This window comes from Sphingobacterium sp. UBA2480 (assembly GCF_002341965.1).
Lineage (GTDB): Bacteria > Bacteroidota > Bacteroidia > Sphingobacteriales > Sphingobacteriaceae > Sphingobacterium > Sphingobacterium multivorum.
This window is the reverse complement of the sequence record NZ_DDPA01000007.1, coordinates 1,041,134-1,062,894: the sequence shown is the minus strand read 5'-3', so window position 1 is coordinate 1,062,894 and position 21,761 is coordinate 1,041,134. Positions and strand designations below refer to the sequence as shown.

Below are 21,761 nucleotides of genomic sequence, written 5' to 3'. Positions count from 1 at the left end.
TTAGCATGGGTAGCAAAGAACGCATACAACGGCTCAAAGATGAGAATAGAACTAATATTCTAGATGCTGCGCTCCAAATCGTCAAAGAAGAAGGATGGCAGGCCTTGAGTATGCGCAAAATTGCAGATATCATCGAATATACTGCCCCCATGATATACGAGTATTTCGCCAATAAAGATGCCATTCTGATGGAGCTTGCTAACCAAGGTTATCTCCTGCTTGCCAAAAAAGTAAAACAAGCCAAATCAACTGAAACCGATTTGGAGAAACAATTGGAAGCAATGTGGTTTAGCTATTGGGATTTCGCCTTCGAAGAACGCGAATTGTACCAATTAATGTTCGGTGTGGGAACGGCCTGTTGTGGTTTTGAAAAAACCTATAAATGTGCTGAATCCCATGGAAAATTGATAAGTGATGTCATCCGTGAAATCATGAAAGAGAAAAACCCATCCGAAGAATTGATCTGCAGGAAGTATTTTACGTACTGGTCAATTATACATGGATTGATTTCGATCAATTTGGTAAACCAAGGCAATGGCGACAATACCAATCAAGAGGTTTTAAAGGATGCTATTTACGGCATCACACGCTCCCTGACTGATTAATTTTTTTACACCAAAAAATACAACGTTAAGAAATCTAACACCGTTAAATATACCAAAACTTCAATTTTTAATATCACATGAAAACAAATCTATCACCAAGTCTTAAAAGGATTTACGTTCCAACACTTAACAGTGTTAAACGAATTAATATCGTAAAGACTGCATATGTGCTCAGTGCAATCTTTCTATATAGTTGTTCAACAGGCACGAGCAAACCCATTGATCCACCACCGGTTAACCTTCCGGTCGTTACCGTCGAGAATGGTAACGAGACGGTTTATCAAGAATATCCAGCAACTATTGAAGCTTCGGCCAATATTGAGATCAGGCCACAAGTCGAAGGGATTTTGGAAAACATCTATGTCGATGAAGGTGCTAAAGTAAATAAAGGTCAGGCGCTTTTTAAGATTAACGACCGCCCTTATCAGGAACAATTAAATCAAGCTAAGGCAAATTTGCTGGCAGCAAAAGCTTCCTTGGAAAACGCCGAGTTAGAAGTGGAAAAGAAAACAAAGCTGGTGAACACCAAAGTACTGACAGACTTTCAGTTAAAAACTGCAATTAGCGCACGTAACGCCGCTAGAGCAAATGTACAACTGGCACTGTCGGCGGTTGAAACGGCAAAAATCAATGTCGGATACACGCTAATACGGGCTTCAGCCGAAGGATACATCGGTAGATTGCAGCGCAAACAAGGGAGTTTAGTGGGACCTACAGACTCCCAACCACTTACAGCATTGTCAAATGTAAGGGATCTCCATGTCTATTTCTCATTGGGAGAAAATGACTTTATCGCATTCAAAAACAATACAGAAGGTAGTAATTTACAACAAAAGCTTCACAACCTACCTCCGATCAGCTTAGTTCTTTCGGATCAGACAATTTATGATCAGAAAGGAAAAATTGATATGGTGGATGGCCAGTTTGACAAAAATACCGGTGCGATTACCCTCCGCGCGACGTTCAACAATCCGGAAGGGGTTTTACGTAACGGAAATACCGGCCGTGTAAGACTGCAGAAGAAGTATGCACAAGCATTATTGGTACCTCAACTTGCTACCCTTGAAATGCAGGATAAAATCTTCGTTTACACCGTTGGCAAAGAAAATAAAGTTGTTCAACAGCCCATTACTGTCATCGGAAAAAGTGGTGCAAATTACCTCGTAAGCAAAGGACTGAATGCGGGAGATCGGATTGTCTACAAAGGCATTGACCTGCTTCAGGATGGGCAGAAAATTACGCCACAAGCTTTATCAAGGGATAGCATCAATTCATTATAATATTAGAAAATCACATGCTTAAGAAATTTATAGAAAGACCTGTACTTGCTACCGTTATCTCCATATTACTTGTCATATTGGGGGTGATTGGTATCCTTAAACTGCCTTTGCAGCAGTTTCCCGATATTGCACCGCCCGCGGTGCAAGTAACGGCATTATATCCTGGGGCAAATGCCGAAACGGTACTCCGTGCCGTAGCTCCCTCACTCGAAGAGTCAATCAACGGTGTTGAAAATATGAGCTACATGAGCTCTACTGCCAGTAACGACGGCTCGTTAATGATTACCGTATATTTTAAACTTGGCACTGACCCTGACCAAGCTGCTGTGAACGTCCAAAATCGTGTGGCTCAGGCAACCAGCCAATTGCCCGCTGAGGTTGTACAAGCCGGAATTACAACAGCAAAACAGCAAAACAGCTTGATCATGGTATTGGATCTCTATACGGAAGATCAGAGTAAATACGATCAGACCTTTATTACCAACTACGCGCAAATCAATATTATTCCCGAACTGAAACGGATACCTGGTGTTGGACAAGCATTGGCGTTTGGTGGTAGCAAAGACTACTCCATGCGGGTATGGCTTAATCCAAATCAAATGGCGACCTATAAACTAACGCCTGAGGAAGTTATGGCTGCAATTCAAGATAAAAACGTTGAAGCTGCTCCTGGTAAATTCGGCGAGAGCAGCCGTGAAGCTTTTGAATTTGTGATCAAATATAAAGGTAAACTCAACCAACCAAGTGACTACGAAAATATTATTATCCGCTCCAACACTGACGGTTCAGTACTTAAACTCAAAGACGTCGCTCGTGTTGAACTGGGATCCTATACCTATGCGAGCCACACCCGTATCAATGGCAAAGCAGGATTGAATATTGGGGTAATGCAGCTGGCAGGTTCGAATGCAAATGAAATTCAGATCGCGATTCAAAAATTCATGGAGAAAGCCTCTTTAAGCTTTCCGAAAGGTGTCAAATATCTCGTTTTATACAACACAAAAGATGCACTTGATCAATCTATTGACCAAGTAAAACATACACTAGTTGAAGCATTTATATTGGTATTTTTAGTTGTCTTTCTATTCCTTCAGGACTTTAGATCGACATTAATACCAGCGATTGCAGTACCAGTAGCCATCGTTGGAACATTTTTCTTCATGCAGCTCTTCGGCTTTTCAATCAATCTATTGACCTTGTTTGCCCTGGTGCTTGCCATTGGGATTGTCGTCGATGATGCAATTGTGGTCGTCGAGGCAGTGCACGCCAAGATGGAACATGAAAATCTCCCACCTAAGCTCGCTACAACATCTGCCATGAGCGAAATCACCGGGGCAATTATCTCGATTACATTGGTGATGTCTGCCGTATTCCTTCCCATCGGCTTTATGGAAGGTTCTACCGGAGTGTTTTACCGACAATTTGCTTTCACGTTAGCGATTGCAATCGTTATTTCAGCAATTAATGCCTTGACACTAAGTCCTGCGTTATGTGCACTCTTCTTAAAACCAACGCATCATGGTCATTCTGATGCTAAGAAACTTAATTTCAAGGAACGTTTCTTTGCTGGATTCAATGTTGGATTTGACCGGTTGACTAAAAACTATTTAGGTAGTCTACGCTTCTTGATCCGTTACAAGTGGGTTGCATTTGCAGGATTGGCGATTACCCTACTTTTGACAATATTTATGATCCGTAAAACACCTACTGGATTTATTCCGTCGGAAGACCAAGGATTTATTGCCATTTCTTTATCCATGCCTGCAGGCGCTTCGTTAGATCGTACTTCTGGGGCATTAGCCGAAGCTGAGAAGCAACTTCAACATGCTGATTTTACCAAAACTTTAAATGTACTTGCTGGTTTCAATATTTTAACACAATCCACAAGTCCTTCAGCGGGTGTTGCATTTATCCTCCTTAAACCACATGAAGAACGTGGTCAGATAAAAGACATCAATGCGATTATGGCCGATGTGAATCAACGCCTGGCAAATATCAAAGGTGCAAATTTCTTTGTCTTTACCTTCCCTACAGTACCAGGGTTCAGTAATGTTGACGGTCTCGATATGGTATTGCAGGACAGAACCGGTGGACAACTTGGAAAATTCAGTGGCGTAGGCCAGAAGTTTATTGGCGAACTGATGAAACGTCCTGAAATCATGATGGCTTTCACAACCTTTAAAGCGGATTATCCACAATATGAGCTCCAGGTAGATGATATCAAGGCAGAGCAACTTGGCGTAAGCACAAAAAGTATATTACAAACCATGCAGGCCTATTTTGGTAGTGCCCAAGCTTCAGATTTTAATCGTTTTGGAAAGTACTATCGTGTGATGGTCCAAGCTGATGCCAAGGATAGAAGTGAACCTACTTCAATGGACGGTATTTTTGTAAAAAACAGATTAGGTGATATGGTTCCCATCAATACATTAGTCAAATTAGAACGTGTATATGGACCGGAAACAGCATCGCGGTACAACTTGTTTAATTCAATCGGCATAAATGCAATACCAAAACCCGGATATAGTTCTGGAGACGCTATCCGTGCAGTTGAGGAAGTTGCAAAACAACAATTGCCTACTGGATTTACCTATGAATTCTCAGGTATGACCAAGGAAGAAATTGTCTCCGGAGGACAGTCTACATTGATTTTTATTCTCTGTCTGATATTTGTTTACTTCTTGCTTGCGGCACAATATGAAAGCTACATCATTCCATTAGCGGTTATTCTCTCCATTCCAACCGGCATATTTGGCGTCTTTGCAGCAATTAGCTTCACTGATATCGCCAACAACATCTATGTACAAGTTGCACTTGTCATGTTGATTGGTTTACTGGCCAAAAATGCCATTTTGATTGTGGAATTTGCTATTCAGGGGCGCAAACAGGGGCTATCGATTCCTAGCGCTGCACTTAAAGCCGCAAGATTACGTTTGAGGCCTATTATCATGACTTCTTTAGCCTTTATTGTTGGTATGATTCCAATGATGACAGCCGTAGGTCCGTCTGCTCAAGGAAATCATTCCATCAGTATTGCCGCTGCGGGTGGGATGTTCACCGGAGTAGTTTTAGGACTCTTTATTATCCCGATTCTCTTTATTTTCTTCCAATTTATCCAAGAGAAAATAGCTGGTGTCCCGAAGCAAAAACAGTATGAAAGCGAGACCGCTTCGTTGGAAATACCCGTGCATACAAACAATTAGTATATCATGACAAAATTTAAATATATGAATAGTAAAGCAAAGTTACTGACGGTTTTCATCTTATCTTTTGTCGCATGGTCCTGTAAAACAGATAAGTTGGTCAGCAATCAACACCTTGCCCCTAACTTACCCGAACAGTACCGCGACCAAGCTAAAGCTCCGCAGGAAACTAGCATTGGCTCTATTCCATGGCGTGATTTTTTTAAAGATCAAATCCTACAGACATTGATTGAAAGTGCAATACAACATAACTTAGATATGAAGCTAGCACTGAAAAACATAGAAGCGTCTCAACTTAGCCTGAAACAAGCAAAAGCGAACTATCTTCCCTCAGCCCAGCTACAGATCAGGGGAAATAGCACCAATCCATCCAATAACAGTATGAATGGATTGAGCCTCGGACAGTTTTTAGGCCAACATCATGTGGAGGATTATACGGCATCCTTAGGTTTATCCTGGGAGGTCGATCTATGGGGTAAAATCAAAAATCAAAATATCGCTGCTTTAGCTTCCTATCTGCAGACAGAAGAAGCTAAAAAAGTAATTCAAACCCAATTAATTGCACAAGTTGCACAAGGTTACTATCAACTGCTGATGCTATATCAATTGCGTGATATTGCCAAACAAAACTTGCAATTAAGCGATACAACCTTACGCATCGTCCAACAGCAATATGAAGTTGGTGACATTACGCTGCTTGCGTTGGAACAGGTTGATGCGCAACGATTGTCCGCAGCGGCGTTAATCCCTGACTTTGAACGGCAGATCACTATTCAGGAAAATGCCATTCAGATTCTTAGCGGAAAACTCCCACAAGAGATTAAGACAGCGGAGAAATTGACAGACATCCAGTTCCCCGAAGAGCTAGCAACTGGCATACCAGCTGATTTGTTGAGCCACCGTCCGGATGTAAAACAGGCCGAACTAGCTGTTACAGCTTCACAGGCCTATCAACAGTATGCAAAAGCGCGCATGTATCCTTCCTTGATGATTAGTGCCGAAGCTGGCGTAAACGCATTCAAAGCAAGTAATTGGTTCAACTTGCCCGCGTCATTATTTGGTGCAATTACAGGGAGTATTACACAACCTATTTTCCAACGCAAGGAATTAAAAACGCAATATGAGCTGGCGCGTGTCGAACAAGAAAAGAATGTATTGATCTTCAAGCAAAAAGTAATTTCAGCCGCTGGGGAAGTATCCGATGCTTTAATTTCAATTCAAAAATTGAAAGAAAAACAAAAGATTACTTCGGATAGAACGACGCGTTTAAAGCAAGCGACAAAGCATGCCAATCTTTTGTTTGAAACAGGAATGGCCACCTACTTGGAAGTAATCACAGCGCAAAGCAATATCTTACAAAGTGAGCTCGAACTTGCTCAGGTAAAAAAAGCAGAGCTTTCTGCTGTTGTTGATCTATACCGCTCATTGGGAGGTGGATGGAGCAATAACTAATACGGTATAAAAAGCAATTTTCTAATTTTATTATACATATCTGGTAGATGGGGGGCCCTTAGGGTCCCCTGTTTTATTTTTATCCGAAGTTCATTTTTACACCACCTTTAACATAACGCCCTGTAAAGCAAACTTCAAATCAGGCAATACATAAGCTTTTTCTATTTTTTATAATTTCTTCAACAACCCGATCGCATTCAATTTATAAATCCTTCAAACCTTGGAATAAAAGAGACAAATGCAACTGAACCAATGCGATTACTTTTGTTTCATAATATAAATTTTATAAAATGAGAGATTTAAAAAAGATTGCACTAGCGGTATGTATCGCCTTAAGCACATTAGTAGCGGTGAGCTGCAGTAAAGATGATGAAACTGTTGTTGAACCCCAGCTTACCCCAAGCGAAATATTAGCTAGTACGCCATGGGAAACCACAAACGCAAAGAATAATAAAGGTGAAAGTGTAGTATTAACAGATGCTAACGTGGCAAATTTTGTAGGATTTGCTTATTTCAAATCTGATGGTACTTTTACAATGTTCAATCTTGACAATTCTCCAAAAATGCACGGCGACTGGACCGTATCTGCAGATGGTAAAACGAGAACAATTGTTGCTAAAAATGCTACTGGAGAAACGTTGTTTACTCGTGTGGTTGATATTACGGTATTAACAAAGAAAGAATTCACTTATAGAGTTTATCCAAACGCTAATGACAAAACGATCTATTTCGATATCATCCATACACCAACAACTCATCAAGAGCCAAAATAATTTATTAGATAACACATCGAAAAAATAGTAACCACAATAAAACAGAAAGGCTTGACGAAATGATGTCAAGCCTTTCTGTCTATCGCTAAAAACGAATTCCATATTCAAAGTCACTCTTTGACACGATTAGATCAAATGATTATAAAACAAAAGATAACTACAAGATTTACAATATATTAAAAAAATATCACAGGGATTTCATTATGAATTATACACTGATAGGCCAAGGTTAGATCATCTATCAGCCTTCGTCAATATACGCCTGAGTGCATCAAATTGATATTTCAGTCAGGGCTTTATACGCTTCAGCAGAAATTTGTCGTCCAATACTAAAAGGAATTACGAAATTTGCATAGATTTCACCGATACAGATAAGTTAAAAGAATGCAGGATATAGCGATCTATAAAAACGATAAGACTCTAATTAGTACAAATAAAAAAAGGCTGATATTTACCTTTCTGTCCTTTCTGCTTATTTATCTCGTTGCCTATATTATTGATCCTTTCTCGAGTTGCTGGGATGGCTATTTTAAACGGAATATGTTTGAAATACTCGGTGAATGGACATTTACGATCATTTATAGCTTTATCATTTCCGAATTTAGTATCATTGTCCATGACAAGCTTAATAAATTCTTAACCTGGAAAGATAGTCCGACAGAGCGACTTCTACTTGAAACCGTCATCAACCTTTTTGCAGTACTCTTTATCAATTTACTTCTGGAGTACCTGATTTCAAAATATTATTTTGGACCTCAAAATGTTACTATAGCCCCATCTTTGGAGGAAAAAAGGGGGATGATTCAAAACATTACAATCAGTGTATTGATTGCGTTGATGATCATGGGGATCAATATTGGTAGTCATTTGATCACCAACTGGAAGAATGAATCCATGCGCGCTGCAAAGCTTGATCAGGTCATTCTTGAAACAGAACTTCAATCGTTAAAATTACAGATCGACCCCCATTTTGTCTTTAATAACCTGAGCGTGCTCTCAGAAATCATCCTCGAAGACCAACAATTAGGCTATGAATATGCAGAAAACTTCTCCAAAATATATCGCTACCTTCTTGTCAATTCCAAAAAGGACATTATCTCACTCGAAGAAGAACTCAACTTTCTAAATTCATACATATTTCTCATCAAAAACCGATTTGGCGATGGGGTAAACTTCGAAATAAACGTCAATCCCGCCAAACGCAATTGCCAATTACCTCCTCTTACCTTACAGTTATTGGTAGAAAATGCATTAAAGCATAATCAGACAAATAAGAGAAAACCGCTGAAAATTAAAGTCTACACCAACGCCCAGAATCAACTTGTTGTTGAAAATATATTAATTCCTATTGAGAATGTATCCGAATCATCGGGAATCGGAATTTCAAACATCATTAAAAGATACGATTTGCTATCCAACTTAAAACTGCAAATAAAGAATGATGGCAAAACATTTAACGTTATCCTCCCACTTTTAGCGCAAGCATAATGAATATAACCAAAGTATTAATCATCGAGGACGAAAAACTCAATGCCGATCGTTTAAAGCGACTTTTGAAAGAAATAAAACCATCCATCGTTATTTTGGATGTACTTGATAATATTGCGGATAGCATCAATTGGTTCAATAGCAATGAACTTCCCCACCTGGTCATGATGGATATTCGTTTATCCGATGGCTTAAGCTTTGAAATATTAGAGACTATAAAAATAGACTGTCCAATCATATTTACAACAGCATTTGACGAATACGCTGTGAGGGCTTTTAAATTCAATAGCATAGATTATTTGCTCAAACCTGTAGAAAAAATAGAGCTGGGAAATGCCATCCAAAAACTTGACTATCAAAAAGATCTCCAGATCAACCAACAACCGCTTCAAGGTTTATTGGATTTTATCTATCCAAAAGATTTTCGCTCACGTTTTCTAATTCCATTCAAAGACGGTTATAAGACCATTCTCGTCGAAGAAATATTATACTTTTACTCCGAATTTAAACTTACCCATGCGCAACTCAAATGTGGTACTGTCGAAATTGTCCCTCAAACAATGGAAGAACTCGAACAGCAATTGAATCCAAAAGTATTTTTTCGCGCCAACAGGCAATTCATTGTACATATAGATGCGATCAAAAGATTACATAACCACTTCAACGGAAAACTAAAAATAGAAATTAAAAATAACGATCAAGTGGAAATCCTTGTGAGCAGAGAAAAGGCTCAACTGCTAAAAAATTGGTTAGACTATTAATGTTAAAACTGATCCGCTTGCTCCTTTTTTCGTCAGAAAGGTAAAGTAAGTTTTCGCGATGAAGAAGGGATGTTAATCTATAAGCCCAATATCTTCAACACAATTGGATCGTACCATTTAATATCGTAAAATTCAGCTCACCACTGTGACGTTTCAGTAAGCAATTGTAACGTCTCGGTAGATTTCTTTGCCTTATGGCTTAAAAGAATTCTTTTCTTTGTTTCATTATAAAATGATAAAATGGCACAAAGAACGATGACTTTAAAACCTTTCCTTACACTTATTACAGCAGCAGCATTATTATCGTCCTGTGGAGGCAACCAAGATCAACCGCAAGAGCAGGCAGTTACTGTTGACTTTATCGAATTATCTCCTACCCACGCGGAGACCGAAAAAAAATATCCTGGTACATTAGAGGGGACCGTCAACGTCGATGTCAAAGCGCAAGTAACGGGATATCTGGATCAGATTTATGTCAAAGAAGGAGACTATGTATCCCAGGGTCAACCCCTTTTCAAAATAAAAGCTGATATCTACAACGAACAAGTAAACAACAGCAAGGCAGCTTACCAAGCTGCTTTATCGGCAGAACAAAACGCGAAATTGGAGATTGAAAAAATCAAACCACTTGTTGAAGGTAAAGTGTATACCGAATTACAGTTAAAAACTGCAGAGGCCAATTATGCCGCAGCTAAAGCACAGGTAGCGCAAGCACAAGCTGCACTCGGTTCATCTCAAATAAATGCCAAATTTACGTTGATCAATGCACCAGTGAGTGGTTATATCGGCCGTATTCCTAATCGGATCGGAAATTTAATTACCGCAGCAGATGCGACACCGTTAACAACGCTATCTGAAATCAATACCGTAAATGTGTATTTTTCATTGAGTGAGGCCGATTTTATAGCCTTTATCAAAGATCAGAATAACAAATCATCCAATCAACAAGCAACGCTATTACTAGCTGATGGAACGGCATACAACCATTCGGGGAAAGTAGAATTAGCCAGTGGTAACATCGACAGAACAACCGGAAGCATGGCACTTAAAGCAAGTTTCACCAACCCTGATAAAATTCTCCGTTCGGGTGGTTCAGCCAAAGTAATCTTGAAAAAAGCGCACGAAAACGTATTGTTGGTACCTATGGCGGCTGTCAAGGATATTCAAGATCGCTACTTCGTTTATGTTATTGGCGAAAAGAACAAAATTTCCATGAAACAGATTGAAATTGCGGGAAATACCGCCAACGCCTATTTACTTAAATCAGGACTTACAGCTGGTGAAAAAATCGTTATGAATAGAATTGACATGCTTAACGATGGAATGCAAGTTCAACCGACTAAAAAATCCACCATGTAACCAGATGGAGCGTAGATAGCAACGACAGAGCTGCTGAAAAAGTTCCTTTTTAAATATTTGGGAGAAATCTAGGCAATAGCAATCATGGCAAAAGCTGCAACGTCCAAAGAGCGGTAACACGCCTTTACGTTCCGTATGCGTTTTTAAAAAATGGTACTAAAAGCTTTATAAAAATTATACTAAAATGTTAAAGAAATTTATTGACAGGCCAGTTTTGGCAACTGTTATATCGATCATATTTGTCATACTGGGGGTCATCGGTCTTTTTAGGCTGCCCCAAACGCGATTCCCGGATATCGCCCCGCCCACGGTCCAAGTTACCGGAAGCTATCCCGGAGGAAATAGCGAAACAGTATTGAGATCAGTTGTTACACCCCTTGAAGAACAAATCAATGGTGTGGAGGACATGGAATACATTACATCGACTGCAAGTAACGATGGTACATTCTCAGTGCGCATTGTCTTTAAAGCAGGTGTAAACCCAGATCAAGCAGCCGTCAACGTGCAAAACAGAGTACAACAGGCTACTCCGATCTTGCCACAGGAAGTTGTCCGGATGGGATTAACAACCTCCAAGCAACAAAATAGTATGATCATGATATTTAATATCTATACAGAAGATAATAAAAAATATGATGAACTATTTTTACAGAATTATGTGAACATCAACTTGATCCCACAGATCAAGCGTGTTCCCGGGGTCGGTCAGGCGATGGTATTTGGTTCCAAAGACTATTCGATGCGTGTATGGTTGAATCCGCAAAAAATGGCAAGTTATGGACTTGTGCCGCAAGAAGTCATCGCTGCAATTTCCAAACAAAGTCTGGAATCTGCACCTGGAAAATTAGGTGAAGAATCAAAAGCACCTCTTGAATATGTTATACGCTATAAGGGGAAAAAGAATCTTCCAGAGCAGTATGAAAACATTATCGTTAAAAACAATAATGTCCAGATCGTACGTTTAAAGGATGTGGCACGTATTGAGTTTGGCTCGATCAGCTATAGCGGTAATTCCCAAAATAACGGTCTCAATACCGTCACCATCGGTATATTCCAGACATCAGGCTCCAACGCCAATGAAATTGAAATTGGAATCGACAAACAGATTGAAATAGCGCAACGCTCATTCCCTCCTGGAATCAAGATTTTTAAATTGATCAGTACCAAGGAGCGCTTGGATGAAAGTACAGCCCAGGTACGCTCGACATTAATTGAAGCCTTCATTTTGGTTTTCCTCGTTGTATTCTTATTCTTACAAGACATACGATCGACTATTATTCCAGCAATTGCAGTCCCTGTAGCTATCGTAGGTACCTTCTTCTTCCTGCTCGTATTTGGCTTTACCATCAATATATTGACGTTATTTGCCCTCGTACTCGCCATTGGTATTGTTGTCGATGATGCAATTGTCGTTGTCGAAGCAGTACATGGAAAGATGGAGACTTCCAATTTAACAGGTAAACAGGCTACCCATAGTGCCATGAGTGAAATCACTGGAGCTGTAATCTCCATTACCTTGGTGATGTGTGCAGTTTTTATTCCCATTGGATTTATGACAGGTTCATCGGGCATGTTTTATAAACAGTTTGCCTATACTCTTGTGATCGCCATTGTGATCTCTGCGATCAATGCCTTGACGCTGACACCTGCACTATGTGCATTATTACTTAAAAATACACATGCCGAAAATCAAGATGGACAGACCTCAAAAACTGGGTTTTCTCAGCGTTTTTTCAAAGCGTTTAACGCAGGCTTCGAAAACATGACCAATCGATACGTTGGTTCATTAAAATTCCTGGCAAAGAAAAAATGGATTTCGTCACTTTTGATCCTGGCTACAATTGGCGTTGCGGGGTACCTCATGACAAGCACCTCCAAAAGTTTCGTACCAATGGAAGATGATAACTTTGTCGTATACAGTTTGGAAATGCCCCCAGGAACGGGACTGGACCGAACAACAAAAGCAGTAGAAAAAATCGAAAAACTACTGGCCGATATCCCTTCGATTGAAAGCCATACAAGTATTACTGGATTCAATATGATCGGTAACAACTCCAGCGCAGCCTATGCGACAGGATTTATACGCTTGAAAGATAAAAAGAAACGTGGTGAGATGAACGATATTGATCAGATTCACCAAGTTATCTCACAAAAATTATCCAGTGTCAAAGAAGGTAACGCAATGGCATTTCGTTCCCCTCCTGTTGATGGTTATGGTATGATGAATGGCGCGGAACTCGTTTTGCAGGACAGAGCTGGTAAATCGCCGGTAGAGCTCAAAGCAATGTCTGACTCCGTTATTGCGCAGATTATGAAACAACCGGGAGTGCAATTTGCCTATACCATGTTCAGAGCAGATTATCCACAGATGGAGTTAGAAGTAGATGAAGACAAAGCGGCCCAACTTGGCGTAGATGTCAGTGAAATGCTTTCGTCCGTTCAAACTTACTTTGCGGGTGACCAATCATTGAATTTCAATCGTTTCGGTAAATTCTATCGGATAGCAGTTAAAGCTGATGGCATTTATAGAACCGATAAAGAAGCATTCAACGAAATATTTGTCAAGAATAATCTTGGCCAAATGGTCCCTGTAAATACCTTGGTCACACTTCGTAAAGTGTATGGTCCTGAGTCGGTAACCCGTTATAATTTATACAATTCGCTCACGATAAACGTTGTTAGTACGCCTGGTATCAGTAATGGTGCGATCATGGAAACATTGGAGAAAAATGTATTGACCAAGTTACCGGGAGACTACAGCTACGAATGGACGGGACTTAGCTTGGAAGAGAAGTCATCAGGCAATCAAACCGTACTTATCTTAGCATTAAGCTTGCTATTTGTCTATTTCTTACTATCAGCACAGTACGAAAGTTACTTATTGCCTCTTGCCGTCCTGTTGTCAATCCCAACAGGTATGATCGGCTCTTTCCTAGGAACACGTGCTATTGGATTGGACAACAATATCTACGTCCAGGTCGGCTTGATCATGCTCATCGGTCTTTTGGCAAAAAATGCCATTTTGATTGTTGAATTTGCTTTACAGCGGAGAAGAGCAGGCTCCTCACTCATTGATTCGGCTTTAGAAGGCGCAAGAGCTCGTCTACGCCCAATCTTGATGACTTCATTGGCTTTCATTGCGGGTATGGTCCCCTTGATGTTTGCGACCGGCGGAACGGCTACAGGTAACCATTCCATCAGTACAGGAGCAGCAATGGGTATGTTAAGCGGTGTTATCCTTGGGGTAATTATTATACCATTACTGTACCTGGTGTTCCAATATTTGCAAGAAAAAGTTTCGGGTAAAAAACTTACGGACAATACAGTACACAATACAAACGATTAAAATGAAAAAATTTCATCACTATATAACAATTTTCGCAAGCACTACCCTGTTGTTGTCCGCATGCAGCGTGGGCAAAAAATACACCCGTCAGGAGATAGCAATGCCCGAAAATTTCAAAAACAGCGAGGTTGTCGTGACGTCTGATACGCTACAGCTATCCTGGCGTAACTTTGTACAGGATCCCCTGTTGACATCACTCATTGAAAAGGCTTTGTCCAATAATACGGACGTCAATGTAGCACTCCTGAACATGCAACAATTGGAACTCGCGTACAAGCAGTCTAAGAAAGGATTACTACCAACAGCTGATTTAAGTATTGGAGCGAATAGAACCTGGTTATCGAGCAACTCTTTAAATGGCTCACTAAGTGACCAATTTATCGGGACGCCTCATATGGACGATTATAGTGCTACGCTCAGATTGTCTTGGGAAGCCGATATATGGGGAAAGGTAAAAATGCAAAAAGAAGAATCCTTGGCCAATTTTTTTGGCCAAAAGGAAAATTTATCGGCTTTGAAAACCCGGGTTATTGTACAGGTCATCCAGTCATATTACAATCTGATTGCTTTGGATGAACAGCTTAAGATTGCACAAAGAAATGTTCAATTGAGCGATAGCACACTGAATATGATACGTTTGCAATACAACTCATCACTGGTCAGTTCGCTTGCTGTGGAGCAAGCCGAAGCTCAGAAGAAAACTGCTGAATTATTAATTCCCCTAGCCCATCAAAATATGGCGGTCGAAGAAAATGCACTGAGCATTCTTTGCGGAGGTTTCCCCGAGGGCATTCAACGTACAGCAAGTTTAGATGATACGATTGTTGGAGACGGACTTGCCGCAGGGGTACCGGCCGAACTATTAAGCCGCAGACCAGATGTCAGAGCAGCTGAATACGCTGTTGTGGCTGCGACAAGCAGAATGGGACTCGCTAAAGCAGCAATGTACCCCTCCATAAGCTTGACTCCATCCATTGGTACAAACTCCATTCAATTTAGCAAATGGTTTGATCTACCGGGTTCTATTGTGAAAACAATAGCAGGGAATATTGCTCAACCGATTTTTCAGAAAGGGGCCTTGAAAACAAACTATGAGATATCGGTCATCGAACGCGAAAAGATAGCTTTGCAGTTTAAACAGTCGGTTATGGTCGCAGTTTCGGAAGTTTCTGATGCCTTGGCAAAAATCAAACATACAGAACAGCGCCTGCAACTTATCCACGCCAAATCAAATGCCCTCGCAAAAGCCACCGCTGATGCGGCCTTACTTTACAAAAGTGGGATGGCAAACTATTTGGAAGTGATAACTGCCCAAAACAATGCACTTCAAAATGATTTGGAACGTATTACAGTAAAACGGGAAAAGCTCAATGCGGCCATAGATCTTTACCGTGCACTGGGGGGCGGAACGGATACTTTACCGCCAAATACGCCATAAAAGCAGAAAATAAAAAGCACAAAATAAAGGCAACTGAATAAATATACGCCCCTAGAAGCAAAAACTTCCTAGGGGCTTTTTCATTACTTTTTTGCAGCTGCGCCCAAAATTCCCTATCTTCGGGTAAATACAAATATGATGAATAGAACGAGTTGTCTTCCTCCTCCAGTAGCGTAATATTTTTTCCCGATATTACTGAAGCCCAATACCAGAAATGGACCGATTTGCTGTGCTTCTTATTTTCTATCAATTTTATTATTTAACATCTTTCGTCCTTATTGGGCGGAATTGGAAGACAATTTCTTATGAAACATTCATATTTCATGCTGCACCTTGCTGTGCTGTGCCTGGGACTATCTGGCGTATTTGGAAAAGTGATTTCACTCAACGAGGGGATACTCACATGGTACCGTGTATTTTTAGCTGCCGTTATCCTATTTTTTATTCTAAAATGGTATAAAATACCTACAGATTTTACTTTCAAAGAGAAACTGCATATTGCAAAAAATGGGCTACTATTGACAGCATCCTGGCTATTATTCTATGCTAGCATCAAATATTCAAACATTTCCATCGGCGTGATCTGCTACTGTATGGCAAGTTTTTTTACCGCTATTTTTGCACCGATGATCAATAAAACGAAATTTAGATTGTCTGAACTTCTGTTGAGTGGACTTACGTTGTGTGGGATAGCACTGATATTTCACTTCGATACCTCACACCAGCTTGGCATAGTCTTAGGGATAATTTCTCCGGCTTTTGCCTCACTCTATGCGGTTCACAATGAAAAATTGACCAAAAAGTACAATGCAATATGCATTAATTATTATCAAATGATCGGTGGAACAATAGGGCTGGCATGTCTACTTCCTTTTTACATTCAGCACTATCCAATCAGCACTTTCATTCCCAATGCCCTGGATATTTTCTATCTGATCATCCTATCTTTATGTTGCACTGTGGGAGTCTATCTCGCATTTACAGAAATCTTAAAGAAGATATCAGCATTTACATTGAACTTAAGCTTAAATCTTGAGCCAGTATATGCTATTTTGATTGCATTTTTACTTCTTAATGAAGCAAGAGAATTAAACCTATCCTTCTATGTTGGACTGTTTTTGGTTGTTTCATCTGTGTTATTGCAGTATTGGATCAGCAGTAAAAAGAGCGCTTAACAACCTCCATTCATTTCCCAGTCCAACGAAGATTGGGAAATGAATATTGTTTCCTCCTTGTGCCAAGCAGGTAGCCCCGATAAACAGGTAGCCCCGAAAAAACATGTTGAAAAGAAAAATGTGTGTCATTTTCAACAAAGCATTATATTTATGAAACGATTCGGGTTTTAATTCCAAAACCGGCACAACCGGTCAAGCAATTTATTATATATACATTAAATAGATAGTTCCGTTATGAGCAATAGCAGTACAGAAAACAAATTTGTCAACCAGCAGATCCAATACCTTGAGTTTGTATCAAGCGACCTTGAACGTGCCAAAGCATTCTACTCAACGAGTTTCGGTTGGGAGTTTACGGATTACGGACCAGCATATACGGCTTTTGGCGGAAAATATGTTGATGGTGGTTTTACACTTGGTGACCCCAGAAATGGCAGTATTCTCGTCGTTATCTATGCCGACGATCTACAGGCTACGCGTGATCAGGTTATCCGTGCTGGCGGGACCATATTAAAAGATATTTTTAGCTTTCCCGGAGGAAAAAGATTTCAGTTCCAGGATCCTGATGGATATGAATTGGCCGTATGGACTGTTGAATAAAAGTTAAATACAATATATACTCAAATACAAAGCCCCCATATTTTTCTCATATGGGGGCTTTGTATTTTAAAATCAGGCTCTTTTAGCTTTCTGATAGTTTTTATTTTTATTCCTATTGAAACGCTTCTTCTTATGCTGTGGATTCTTTTTGGCAGGATTGTAAGTAGGTCCCGCTTCAAACCCCTCTGGCAATGGAAGTTGTTCAATCGGATAACCTATTAAATTCTCGATCTGAGCGAAACGGTTTTGGTCTTTCTCATTGACAAAGGTAATGGCTGTTCCTGTAGTTGCTGCCCGTGCCGTACGTCCAATACGGTGTACGTAGTCTTCCGGATCCGGTGGAACATCGTAATTAACGACCAAACTGATCCCCACCACATCGATACCGCGAGATATCACATCTGTCCCTACCAATACCCGTACCTGACGAGACCGGAATCTAGCCATGATATCTTCCCGTTTCGACTGCTCGAGATCCGAATGGAAACCCTCCGCATCAATCCCCTGCTTCTGTAATTCCTGAGCGAGAAGTTTGACCGTAGTTTTTTGGGACGCAAAAATAATAACAGATACATAGTTCGGATCCTTCAGTATATTCTTCAGAAGGTCCATTTTCTGTTGATCATACGCAAGATATACACGTTGATCTATCCCTTCCGAAGGTTTAGAAATGGCAATATTAACTTCCACAGGCTCTTGCAGAATTTTTCGGGCAAAAGACCTTATCTTCATCGGCATCGTCGCCGAAAACAAAAGCATCTGCTTTTTCTTCGGTAGATAACTTACAATACGTAAAATATCGTCTTGAAATCCCATATCCAGCATACTATCGGCTTCATCCAAAACAAAGTGCTTTAAATGAGAGAGATCAATCTTCATGGAGGTAAGATGGCTTATCAACCTTCCCGGAGTAGCAACAATAATATTTACCCCCTCTCGTATGGCCCGTTTTTGCTGTTCATACCCCATACCATCACCACCACCATAAATGGCTATGGATGTTGCACCCGTATAATAAGACATGCCCATAATCTGCTGGTCAATTTGCATAGCAAGTTCCCGGGTCGGAACAAGGATAATAGCGAGGATAGATTCCCTTGAATTCCGTGCTATTGCATCGAGGATCGGCAACATATAAGCTGCTGTTTTACCTGTACCTGTCTGTGCACAGGCAATCATATCTTTTCCCTCTTTAATAATCGGGATGGTCTGTTCTTGGATCGGCGTAGCCTCCTCAAACATCATACTTTCTAAACCTTCTTCCAAAGCCGGAACAAAGCCAAATTCATCAAATCTCAACGTATTGTTTTTATTGTTGTGCCCTAAATTACTAAATCTAATTCATAAAAGTCTAAAATTAATACCTATAGCTCGTTATCCGCTTTCAAATAGATGCCCAAATAGGATTAATCTTTAACCTTCGACTGCTATCTATTCAAAATCTAATCAATAACCTCTGTTTTCTTTGCAGCTGACACAGCGCTCAAAACGACGTAGCCTAGCAGGCCGGCACATAAAGAAGCGATCAGAACCGCGAACTTGGCCTCTTCAATCAGCATGCTATCATCAAAAGACAGTATCGAGATGAAGATCGACATCGTGAAACCGATTCCCCCCAATAAGCCTACTCCAAAAATCTGTTTCCAGCCAGCCCCTTCCGGTAATTGCGCAATCTTCAACTTCTTCGCAATATAACAGATCAAAAATATACCAATTGATTTACCAGCGATAAGACCAAAGATAATACCAATCCCCAATTTTGAAGTCAAACCACCAATCATTTCCCCATGGATTGGAATAAGCGTATTCGCAAATGCAAACAGCGGAATGATAATAAAATTGACGGGTTTGGTCAATAGATGCTCCAATTTTTCCAGGGGAGATTCTTCCGCATCCGGTGTTGTTGGTAACGTCATAGCCACCAACACGCCAGCTATTGTTGCATGAATTCCCGAGTGGTGAACAAAGTACCAAATAAATAGACCCGGAATAAGGTAAGCCCATATCGCTTTAACGCCCAGTTTATTCAACACGATCAAAAACAGAAAGATGCCTAAAGCAATAAATAAATAGGTCGCATGAATACCATTGCTATAAAAGATCGCAATGACCAAAATGGCAAGTAAGTCATCAACAATGGCCAGAGCAGCCAAAAAGATTTTAAGACTGGCAGGAACCTTATTTCCCAGAAGCGTGATAACAGCTAAAGCAAATGCAATATCCGTCGCCATAGGGATACCCCAGCCGTTTGCCGTATTGGTTCCCTGATTTAATACAAAATAAATGATGGCTGGCAAAAGTGCCCCACCAACCGCAGCCAAAATGGGCAGGATTGCTTTACTTGGCGATGAGAGTTCACCCTCTACAATTTCACGTTTTATCTCGAGCCCCACCAGTAAAAAGAAAATAGCCATCAAACCATCGTTGAGCCACAATAACCACGAATATTTTAAATGAACATGATCGCTCTCAAAGCCTACTTCCTTGTTCAGGAATTCCATTACACTGGCATACAAAGGTGTATTTGCAACGATCAATGCTAGAATAACACAGGAAAAAAGTATAATTCCACCTGCAAAGCTGGATTTTAAGAATTCTCTAAAGACAGTTAAATTGATAAGTTTTGACATGATTTGAATATCTAAAAACGCTTACAAAGGTTCACAAGATACGATTTTTAGGACCATTTACCGAATTCGAGCGACGATATCCCGGGCTATATCCAATGTAGCTACCCTTTTATTTTTCGAACCTAACAAATCAAATGGGAGAAACAGACATTATACATTAAATTTTTATAAAAAGCTTTGTCATTTTTTAATGAAATAATTTGGCTTTGTTGCAAAAAATACTTAGCTTGCTACTATAGTTAATAAACCGTTTATTATGTGCAAGAAGTGGATTTTCATGGTACTTCTTTTCGTGGCAAATTTTACATATGCGCAGACGACAGAGGATAAAACCCAACATTCAGGTTCCCATTACATTATTTTAGCAATCATCGCTATTATTGTCATTGTTTATATATTATACAGGAGGCAAAAGAGGAAATTTAATGAATANNTATTCATTAAATTTCCTCTTTATACCCTTCTCTTTCCTATCGACCTTTCAATGCCTCACATCTTAATCACGAATCGGTTCATTCGTTTGTGCTAATCGTTGCGATCCCGTATTTGCCGGACATGCAATATCGTCTGTTGCATCGTATACAAGCTTCTTGCCATTCAATTTTGTAATCAACTCTTGAGGGACATACACCTGAACTTTGGTAATCGCATAACCACTTGGAAAATAGCGAACATAATAACCATCGGGGTGAAGCGTCCAAATACCACTTGGAACGTCCGTACGAGGTTCAGCCATACCAGCTAAGATTGCATATTGTTCAAAATCAGCGTACGAATAGTTTCCTGAGGAAACGAGCTGCCGAATATTATTTTCCGCTTCAAAGATTGTCTGTACTGCAGGAGGCATTTGGTCTTTTGCCTTTTGGACAACATCGAATGGCAAAACGCCGAGCGCACCACCTTCCAAATGCAAAATTTGTTCAGCTGTAAGCAATTTTAAGGCTGTCTCTTTCACCGGACCCGAATAATCAATAAATTTTGTCTTCGCTATGATCGTCCACAATAGCATCTGTATGTCAGATTGTGCAACTTCCGGGTGCTTTTCAGCACTTTTCAAAATTGCAATGACTACTTCTCTCTTCTTGCCCAATGTAGGTGCATACATATATCCATCACCTTTCGAAGGCGCATAAGTACCTGCTTTCAAGCAATAGCTCTTATTGGTCATTTCAAAATGTCCAGCCTCCAATAAGTAACCATCATTGCCATTCTTTTGCAAATTTTCTAAAGGTTTATAAACAGCCGTATTTTGAAAATCGGGCATTTGCTCCCCCTTCCTATTTACATCTTCAAAACTTGTACTAATCGCTTCTGGTTCCTTTAGCAGTTTATCCAAACCCAACATTTTGCTTCCCTTGGAAGCAACGGCTTTGCTTGCCTTATCCAATAGCCCTCCAAATTGAGCCGAGGCTCCTTGGATATTAAATAAAAAAGCAACTGTAAGTATAACGACACCGGTTATTCTATTTCTTTTCATAATTGATTTCATTTCAGCTCTTGTCCACAAAAAAGAAGCCAATTTAAATCACCAACACAATATTTATAATTTATTAATTCATTGTTTGCACACATTGCCGGATTTCACACGTCATTTCAAGATCCTCTTCATCCTTTGAAATTTCAGACCATACAGGTTTTCAAAAGAAGCTAA

The 21,761-nt window shown here is 40.1% G+C and carries 15 protein-coding genes; 12 read left to right on the top strand and 3 right to left on the bottom strand.

The window, feature by feature from the left end:
• Positions 1-5: 5 nt before the first annotated feature.
• From B3600_RS17660 to B3600_RS17605, 12 genes are all read left to right on the top strand, one after another.
• Complete coding sequence (locus B3600_RS17660) at positions 6-605, top strand: TetR/AcrR family transcriptional regulator (protein WP_046674552.1); 600 nt, start codon at positions 6-8, stop codon at positions 603-605.
• Between the two features lie 77 nt (positions 606-682).
• On the top strand, positions 683-1,885 hold the full coding sequence (locus tag B3600_RS17655) for an efflux RND transporter periplasmic adaptor subunit (protein ID WP_286753813.1): 1,203 nt from the start codon (positions 683-685) through the stop codon (positions 1,883-1,885).
• 14 nt (positions 1,886-1,899) lie between these two features.
• Positions 1,900-5,088, top strand: coding sequence for an efflux RND transporter permease subunit (locus tag B3600_RS17650; protein ID WP_070565477.1), 3,189 nt, complete (start codon positions 1,900-1,902; stop codon positions 5,086-5,088).
• Positions 5,089-5,112: 24 nt separating this feature from the next.
• Entirely contained in the window at positions 5,113-6,540 is a 1,428-nt protein-coding gene (locus tag B3600_RS17645; RefSeq protein ID WP_286753812.1) for an efflux transporter outer membrane subunit, read from the top strand.
• A 290-nt stretch (positions 6,541-6,830) separates the two neighbouring features.
• On the top strand, positions 6,831-7,313 hold the full coding sequence (locus tag B3600_RS17640; protein ID WP_286753811.1) for a DUF4822 domain-containing protein: 483 nt from the start codon (positions 6,831-6,833) through the stop codon (positions 7,311-7,313).
• 384 nt (positions 7,314-7,697) lie between these two features.
• On the top strand, positions 7,698-8,801 hold the full coding sequence (locus B3600_RS17635; protein WP_070565481.1) for a sensor histidine kinase: 1,104 nt from the start codon (positions 7,698-7,700) through the stop codon (positions 8,799-8,801).
• On the top strand, positions 8,801-9,562 hold the full coding sequence (locus B3600_RS17630; RefSeq protein WP_115045752.1) for a LytR/AlgR family response regulator transcription factor: 762 nt from the start codon (positions 8,801-8,803) through the stop codon (positions 9,560-9,562). Before B3600_RS17635 ends, B3600_RS17630 begins: the two co-directional genes overlap by 1 nt.
• A gap of 240 nt (positions 9,563-9,802) precedes the next feature.
• Positions 9,803-10,921: an efflux RND transporter periplasmic adaptor subunit gene (locus tag B3600_RS17625; protein WP_115045750.1), complete on the top strand. Its 1,119-nt coding sequence runs from the start codon at positions 9,803-9,805 to the stop codon at positions 10,919-10,921.
• A gap of 184 nt (positions 10,922-11,105) precedes the next feature.
• Positions 11,106-14,267, top strand: a complete 3,162-nt coding sequence (locus B3600_RS17620) for an efflux RND transporter permease subunit (RefSeq protein WP_115045748.1) — start codon at positions 11,106-11,108, stop codon at positions 14,265-14,267.
• A gap of 1 nt (position 14,268) precedes the next feature.
• Entirely contained in the window at positions 14,269-15,705 is a 1,437-nt protein-coding gene (locus tag B3600_RS17615) for an efflux transporter outer membrane subunit (protein WP_286753810.1), read from the top strand.
• A gap of 305 nt (positions 15,706-16,010) precedes the next feature.
• Positions 16,011-16,880, top strand: a complete 870-nt coding sequence (locus tag B3600_RS17610; protein WP_115045744.1) for a DMT family transporter — start codon at positions 16,011-16,013, stop codon at positions 16,878-16,880.
• A 234-nt stretch (positions 16,881-17,114) separates the two neighbouring features.
• Entirely contained in the window at positions 17,115-17,480 is a 366-nt protein-coding gene (locus B3600_RS17605) for a VOC family protein (RefSeq protein ID WP_046674543.1), read from the top strand.
• A gap of 72 nt (positions 17,481-17,552) precedes the next feature.
• Here the strand turns inward: B3600_RS17605 and B3600_RS17600 are convergent, their stop codons facing one another.
• From B3600_RS17600 to B3600_RS17590, 3 genes are all read right to left on the bottom strand, one after another.
• Positions 17,553-18,779, bottom strand: a complete 1,227-nt coding sequence (locus tag B3600_RS17600) for a DEAD/DEAH box helicase (RefSeq protein WP_205400959.1) — start codon at positions 18,777-18,779, stop codon at positions 17,553-17,555.
• Between the two features lie 143 nt (positions 18,780-18,922).
• On the bottom strand, positions 18,923-20,110 hold the full coding sequence (nhaA, locus tag B3600_RS17595; protein ID WP_286753809.1) for a Na+/H+ antiporter NhaA: 1,188 nt from the start codon (positions 20,108-20,110) through the stop codon (positions 18,923-18,925).
• 496 nt (positions 20,111-20,606) lie between these two features.
• Positions 20,607-21,587 (bottom strand): hypothetical protein, encoded by a 981-nt coding sequence (locus B3600_RS17590; RefSeq protein ID WP_115045738.1) that lies wholly within the window; start codon positions 21,585-21,587, stop codon positions 20,607-20,609.
• Between the last annotated feature and the right edge of the window lie 174 nt (positions 21,588-21,761).

Bases quoted from the DNA above. Each gene is read 5' to 3' on its own strand.
- B3600_RS17605 (WP_046674543.1), top strand. From the start codon at position 17,115: ATGAGCAATAGCAGTACAGAAAACAAATTTGTCAACCAGCAGATCCAA.
- B3600_RS17640 (WP_286753811.1), top strand. From the start codon at position 6,831: ATGAGAGATTTAAAAAAGATTGCACTAGCGGTATGTATCGCCTTAAGC.
- B3600_RS17660 (WP_046674552.1), top strand. From the start codon at position 6: ATGGGTAGCAAAGAACGCATACAACGGCTCAAAGATGAGAATAGAACT.
- B3600_RS17625 (WP_115045750.1), top strand. From the start codon at position 9,803: ATGGCACAAAGAACGATGACTTTAAAACCTTTCCTTACACTTATTACA.
- B3600_RS17635 (WP_070565481.1), top strand. From the start codon at position 7,698: ATGCAGGATATAGCGATCTATAAAAACGATAAGACTCTAATTAGTACA.
- B3600_RS17650 (WP_070565477.1), top strand. From the start codon at position 1,900: ATGCTTAAGAAATTTATAGAAAGACCTGTACTTGCTACCGTTATCTCC.
- B3600_RS17630 (WP_115045752.1), top strand. From the start codon at position 8,801: ATGAATATAACCAAAGTATTAATCATCGAGGACGAAAAACTCAATGCC.
- nhaA (WP_286753809.1), bottom strand. From the start codon at position 20,110: ATGTCAAAACTTATCAATTTAACTGTCTTTAGAGAATTCTTAAAATCC.
- B3600_RS17645 (WP_286753812.1), top strand. From the start codon at position 5,113: ATGAATAGTAAAGCAAAGTTACTGACGGTTTTCATCTTATCTTTTGTC.
- B3600_RS17615 (WP_286753810.1), top strand. From the start codon at position 14,269: ATGAAAAAATTTCATCACTATATAACAATTTTCGCAAGCACTACCCTG.
- B3600_RS17610 (WP_115045744.1), top strand. From the start codon at position 16,011: ATGAAACATTCATATTTCATGCTGCACCTTGCTGTGCTGTGCCTGGGA.
- B3600_RS17590 (WP_115045738.1), bottom strand. From the start codon at position 21,587: ATGAAAAGAAATAGAATAACCGGTGTCGTTATACTTACAGTTGCTTTT.
- B3600_RS17620 (WP_115045748.1), top strand. From the start codon at position 11,106: ATGTTAAAGAAATTTATTGACAGGCCAGTTTTGGCAACTGTTATATCG.
- B3600_RS17655 (WP_286753813.1), top strand. From the start codon at position 683: ATGAAAACAAATCTATCACCAAGTCTTAAAAGGATTTACGTTCCAACA.